7 protein-coding genes are annotated in these 5628 nt (G+C 50.8%); 2 read left to right on the forward strand and 5 right to left on the reverse strand.

All coding sequences use genetic code 11. The features are described 5' to 3' along the window. Positions 1 to 4: 4 nt before the first annotated feature. The 5 genes from JU82_RS06345 to JU82_RS06365 form a co-directional block, all read right to left on the reverse strand. Positions 5 to 520, reverse strand: a complete 516-nt coding sequence (locus tag JU82_RS06345; protein WP_037948238.1) for a DUF2393 family protein — start codon at positions 518 to 520, stop codon at positions 5 to 7. Further along, positions 517 to 1191, reverse strand: coding sequence for a bifunctional phosphoribosyl-AMP cyclohydrolase/phosphoribosyl-ATP diphosphatase HisIE (gene hisIE / locus JU82_RS06350; protein ID WP_037948241.1), 675 nt, complete (start codon positions 1189 to 1191; stop codon positions 517 to 519). The genes JU82_RS06345 and hisIE overlap by 4 nt, the downstream gene beginning before the upstream one ends. A 73-nt stretch (positions 1192 to 1264) precedes the next feature. Further along, entirely contained in the window at positions 1265 to 2305 is a 1041-nt protein-coding gene (locus tag JU82_RS06355) for a prohibitin family protein (RefSeq protein ID WP_037948243.1), read from the reverse strand. A 65-nt stretch (positions 2306 to 2370) separates the two neighbouring features. Next, positions 2371 to 3225 (reverse strand): branched-chain amino acid transaminase, encoded by an 855-nt coding sequence (locus JU82_RS06360; protein ID WP_037948245.1) that lies wholly within the window; start codon positions 3223 to 3225, stop codon positions 2371 to 2373. A gap of 140 nt (positions 3226 to 3365) precedes the next feature. Beyond that, on the reverse strand, positions 3366 to 3815 hold the full coding sequence (locus JU82_RS06365) for a globin (protein WP_037948247.1): 450 nt from the start codon (positions 3813 to 3815) through the stop codon (positions 3366 to 3368). A gap of 136 nt (positions 3816 to 3951) precedes the next feature. Between JU82_RS06365 and JU82_RS06370 the strand changes: the two genes are divergently transcribed. Together JU82_RS06370 and JU82_RS06375 are read left to right on the forward strand one after the other, a co-directional pair. Beyond that, complete coding sequence (locus tag JU82_RS06370) at positions 3952 to 5367, forward strand: aldehyde dehydrogenase family protein (RefSeq protein WP_037948250.1); 1416 nt, start codon at positions 3952 to 3954, stop codon at positions 5365 to 5367. A gap of 12 nt (positions 5368 to 5379) precedes the next feature. Beyond that, positions 5380 to 5628 (forward strand): peroxiredoxin (locus JU82_RS06375; protein WP_037948251.1); only part of this gene is annotated, 249 nt, incomplete at its 3' end.

The following is a 5628-nucleotide window of genomic DNA, read 5'->3' on the forward strand; positions in this document are numbered from 1 at the left end:
GGGCTCATCTGCAATCCGCCTTTACTGTGATATTGTAATCATGGGTATATCGGAAAGGTTCGATAAACAGTTTAAACGAAGCCGCTTGGCCGGGAGTGATTTTTTCGTGAACGTTCATATCGGTTTTTTGAAACGGCAGGTAGGGATAGACGCGGTCGAGGTAGCGGTTATGGGTCACTTTATGGACTCCGGCGGTGAGAGTACACTCATGGAACACCCGTTTCGACGTATTGTTGATCTCCCCTTTAATCAGCAGCGCTTCGGTGAATTCGAGGGCTTTTACCTCTTTGAGGGCAATGTTGTTTTTAAACAGATAGTGATGCATCATGGCGTATCCGACAACGCTTCCGGCGGTCAGAACACCGAACGCGATGAGAACCAGAATGATGGCAACGGCAAGTTTATGACGAAAAACGATGGCGAGGGCCAATATCAGAATGAATACGACAATGATCCCTCCGAAAAGAAGATAGTCGTAAGGGAGCATACGGTCGATAAAATGGAGAATCTGCGTTTTCATGAAGGCCTTGAGTTTTTCTCCGCGATGCCGCTTGTGCCGAATCGGCGTGCGAGTTCTTGTTTAATACGGTCGGGAGAGATATTTTTGTGTCCGAGTGCGACAAGGACATGGTACACCAAATCGGCACATTCGTAAATAATTTCACTCTCATTGCCGTCTTTGACCGCAAAAGAGAATTCACCGGCCTCTTCGACGACTTTTTTCAGGATGGTATTATCCCCTTTGGAGAGAAGTTTGGCAGTCCACGAGGTGGAAGGATCGGCATTTTTGCGGCTTAGAATAATGTGATAAAGCTCGTCGATGATGCCGTAGGCTGCGGACGTATCGATTTGAGGTTCGCTGATGGCTTCTCCTGACTCTATGTCGGTAAAGAAACATGACTTGCGTCCCGTGTGGCAGGCTACCCCTTCTTGACGCACCATAAGCAGGAGGGTGTCGTTGTCGCAATCGAGCAAAAACCGATCGATGTGCTGAAGGTGACCGCTGCTTTCCCCTTTTTTCCACAAACGCTGTTTGGAGCGGGAGAAATAGTGGGCGATTTTGGTCGCGAGGGAAAGTTCAAGCGCCTCACGGTTCATGTAGGCCATCATCAATACTTCCAGTGTTGCAGAGTCCTGGACGATAACAGGGAGAAGTTCGGATTTTTGCCAGTCGATCTGATCAAGATTCATAGGAGCCCTTTTGAGTATTTGGTACGGCCTCACGAGTGAAGGCGTACCAAACCCTCCGAAAGAGGAGAGGTTTTTAATGGGTCGAAGAGACTTTTTGGTTTTCGCCTGATTTCATGTCGACCCAGATATTAGGGGTGGAGCCTCCGGGAGTGAGAAAAATCTTGGCGTCTTTGTTTTCTTTAAGCGCTTCGTTGAATTTCCCCTGCACCTTGATTTGTTCCAGTCTGAGCAGTCCGGGAGTCAGAGACTGCGCTACGAGGTGATTGGCACGTGCTTGTGCCTGTGCTTCGATGGTGAGGGCATTCGCCGTCCCCTGTGCTTCCGTCTCTTTTTTCAGCGCTTCTTGTTTGGCGCGTTCTACTTCCTGCTGGGCTTTTTCGACTTCTTGCTTGGCTACCTGAACCCGCTCAATCTGATCTTTTACTTTTTGCGGAAGGACGATCTCACGCAATTGGACGGATTCTAGCTCGGCCGGGCCGTTTTTCTGGCGATCGACGCTGCTGCGGATACCCGCTTCGATTTTTTGGGCGATGGTATTGCGCATGATCGGCAGATTCTCTGCTTCGTACTGACCGACGACGTTACGAACGATGTCACGGGCGACGGGATCGATAATCTTGTCTTCCCAGCTAAAGCCCCAGTTGGAGATGGTTTGAGCGGCCAGTTGGCCGTTGAGGCGGTATTGCACGGTCAGCTCGATGGATACCGGAAGCCCCCGTTTGTCCAGAACGGTAATGGCCGGTTTGACCAAAATGCCGTCCCCGGCAGTTGAAGCACGGTCGATTTTATCGGCATAGTTGATGATACGAACTTTGGTATCGACGACGTAGACTTGTTGAATGACCGGAATAATAAAGTGTAGGCCCGGGAGAAGTGCGCGTTCTTCGTATTTTCCGTTAGTGGACAGAATACCGCGCTCGCCTTCGTTGATGATCACAAACGGTTTTGCCAGTACGAGCAGCAAAATAAAGCCGCCGATAAGCCATAACATTCCGGCTTTTTGGCTGTTCATGTTAAAGTCGAATTTGGGAGGTTTCGGGCTTTGAAATCCTCCGCCTCCGCGTTGGCTCTCATTTTTCTTCTTGTTGAAGTAGTCGTTCATATCGCTGGCCATCTAGAATCCTCATTAATGTTTTGTGTACGTGTCGTACACGTTATCGTCCGCAGTTATACCCTAATTTAGTCAATGTACGTCAAATAGTGATCATACTCCGGATTGCGCCCGTAGACGATATCGAAATAGGCGCTTTGGAGCTTTTCGGTCAACGGACCGCGTGCTCCCGCACCCAAAATACGCGCATCGACTTCGCGTACCGGAGTGATTTCGGCAGCCGTTCCGGTGAGGAACGCTTCATCGGCAACGTAGATCTCTTCGCGCGTGATGCGGCGGCGAACAACTTTGATTCCCATATTCTCTGCCATTTCGATGACGGTCTTTTGGGTAATCGATTGGAGTGCGTTGTCACTTGGAGGGGTGATGATTTCTCCGTCACGGATCATAAAGAAACTGGCACCTGTCGCTTCGGCGATGTAGCCTTCGTCATCCAGAAGCAGCGCTTCGTCGTATCCGCATTCGACCGCTTCGTATTTGGCCATTTGGGAATTGAGGTAGTTTCCTACCGCTTTGGCTTTACCCATATTGGAACGGTTGGACGTGCGGTTAAATGAGGAGATTTTAAGACGGATCCCTTTTTTAAGACCCTCTTCGCCAAGGTAGGCGCCCCATTCCCATGCGGCGACAGACACTTCGACCGGCGCTTCTTTATGGTAAACACCCATGACGCCGTAGCCGAGGTATACGATCGGACGAAGGTACACGTTATCGCCGGTAAATTGGTTGGCGCGAAGAAGCTCGATTTGAGCCTGATTGAGTTCCTCGACGGTGTAGGGGACGTCCATCAGCGGGGTCTTATACGCTTTTGTCCCTTCAATCGCACCGTTTCCGTAGTGCAGAGTGTGGGAGAGGACATGGATTTTTGCATCATGCCAAGGGAGTAGTTTGCCGTTCATCCAAATAAATTTGGCTTCGTTCATGGGGGAATTCTCCGATAAAAAAAATTGAGAAGATTTTAGCGAAGATGGGTTTTAAGGTTTATTAATTCAGAGAATAGGTAATCTAGAGCGTCATAGCGCTAACGAGGCAAAAGGAGTTTGACCCCTCTTGCGTTCAAAATTCAGTGTGAAGGGGTATTGACCATCCAGATCGAAAAGACGTCCAGATAGTTCCAAAACGACTCGATGTATTCAGGGCTGATCCCCTCTTTTTCAAGCTCGGGAAGAAGTTTGGCGTAAAACTCCAGCCAGCGGCGGCGGGCATGCTCATCGATTCGAAACGGTGCATGGCGACCCACCATTCGGGGTTCCCCCCGCGTCTGGGCGAAATAGTCCGGGCCTCCGCAGATCTGGATCAGAAAATCGGCCGCATGTTTTTTCGCAGCGGCGAAATCTTCTTCATCGTGTATCGGGAATAAAAAAGAGATGTCACTGTTGCGAATCATCTCGTAATGGTCGTCGACAAGTTTACGGAACCGCTCTTCACCGACCTGGAAATAAAAGCCCGGATGCGGTTTGGTAACCGGCGGGCGTACCCCTAAAACACCGTCAGTAATTGTGAGTTCCTTCATAAAGTCCCCTGCGTATTTTTGGGACACATTCTAAAAGGTTTTCGACAAGAATCTCCTTAAGACGGTTTGTTCCGCCTCTTTTTAGGTGGCGGTTTGTATAATTGAAACACCAAATTATCATGGACAGGAATACGTAATGGATGCACATGTATGGATGGGCTCGACACCGATAACGTCGTCCGATTACACGGAGCGTACCGGTCCGTATGACGGCAGAGTCGTTTCGCGGTTTGCGCTTTGCAACGCTTCGGATGCCCTCAATGCGTTGGAAATTGCGCGCAAAGCGGCCAAAACGGCCAAAAAAGCCCCTTTGCATCAGCGGTGTGCATGGTTGAAGGACGTTGCGGAAAAGCTCAAAGAACAGCGCGAGGAATTTGCACGGGTTTTGTGCGATGAAGTAGGTAAGCCCATCGCCTACGCACGCATCGAAGTTGACCGCTGCATCGAAACGATCACCCTCTCCGCCGAAACGATGCGGACGATGCATGGAGAAACGATCAATACCGATGCGATGGCAAGCGGACGAAAAGCTCACGCATATTGGCGCCGGGAGCCTGTAGGTGTGGTAGTGGCGATCACGCCGTTCAATTTTCCGCTCAATCTTGTTGCCCATAAATTGGCTCCTGCCCTTGTCGCGGGAAATACGGTCGTGCTCAAGCCGACTCCCGAAGCTCCGCTGTGCGCCTATAAGCTCTCAAAGCTCTTTATCGAAAGCCCCTATGCCGTTCGCGATGCGTTGAGCGTCGTCTACGGCGATGCGGAGGTGGGAAGCGCGCTGGTCGGCAGTGACATCCCGCGCGTTATCAGTTTTACCGGTTCGGTCGGGGTGGGGAACATCATTGCCAAAAGTGCCGGAATTAAAAAAGTGAGTCTCGAACTGGGCGGCAATGCGGCGACGTTTATCGATGCGGACGCTGATTTGGACTATGCTGCGCAACGGTGCGCTATCGGGGCTTTCGTCAATTCCGGCCAAGTGTGCATCTCGCTTCAGCGGATCTACGTAGACAGCGCCATTTACGATGAGTTCGCCGCCAAAATGGCGGAAGCGACCTCCAAGCTTGTTGTCGGCTCTCCTTACGAGGAAAACACCTTTTTGGGTCCTTTGATCAATGACGAAGCCGCGGAGCGGGCGATGAACTGGGTGGAAAGTGCGATTGCGGAAGGGGCTCGGGCGTTGACGCCGCCCAAACGGGACGGACGCGTTTTTTATCCGTGTGTCATGGCAGACGTGACCGAGTCGATGAAGATTGTCTGTGAAGAGGTCTTTGCTCCGATCGTCAGTCTGGTAAAAGTTGATGGAATCGATGATGCGATAGCGCGGATGAACAACTCCCCCTATGGATTGCAGTTTTCGGTGTTTACGAACAATCTTGCCCATGCGACGACAGCCATCGATGAATTGGATGCGGGAGGCGTCGTGATTAACGACATGCCGACGCTGCGTTTCGACATCCAGCCTTACGGCGGCGTAAAACTCAGCGGTGTCGGGCGTGAAGGCCCCCGTTTCGCGATCGAAGAGATGAGCGAAATCAAATCAATCGTTATTTTATAAAAAGGAAACTATATGTTAGAAATCGGAACCCAGGCCCCTGACTTTTGCCTCAGCAACCAGGACGATGTAGAGATTTGTTCGCGCGATCTGCGGGGAAAATGGATCGTTTTGTATTTTTACCCGAAAGATTCAACTCCGGGCTGTACGACCGAAGCGTGCGAGTTCAGCGCGGCAATGGACGATTACGACGATTTGGGAGCGATTATCCTTGGGGTAAGCGCCGACAGTACCAAGTCCCACCGAAATTTTATCGGAAAACAA

Origin of the sequence: Sulfuricurvum sp. MLSB, assembly GCF_000747095.1 — a bacterium.
In the GTDB taxonomy this organism is placed as follows: domain Bacteria; phylum Campylobacterota; class Campylobacteria; order Campylobacterales; family Sulfurimonadaceae; genus Sulfuricurvum.

Coding starts and splice junctions, on each gene's coding strand:
- JU82_RS06360 (WP_037948245.1), bottom strand. CDS start 3,225: ATGAACGAAGCCAAATTTATTTGGATGAACGGCAAACTACTCCCTTGG.
- JU82_RS06365 (WP_037948247.1), bottom strand. CDS start 3,815: ATGAAGGAACTCACAATTACTGACGGTGTTTTAGGGGTACGCCCGCCG.
- JU82_RS06345 (WP_037948238.1), bottom strand. CDS start 520: ATGAAAACGCAGATTCTCCATTTTATCGACCGTATGCTCCCTTACGAC.
- hisIE (WP_037948241.1), bottom strand. CDS start 1,191: ATGAATCTTGATCAGATCGACTGGCAAAAATCCGAACTTCTCCCTGTT.
- JU82_RS06370 (WP_037948250.1), top strand. CDS start 3,952: ATGGATGCACATGTATGGATGGGCTCGACACCGATAACGTCGTCCGAT.
- JU82_RS06355 (WP_037948243.1), bottom strand. CDS start 2,305: ATGGCCAGCGATATGAACGACTACTTCAACAAGAAGAAAAATGAGAGC.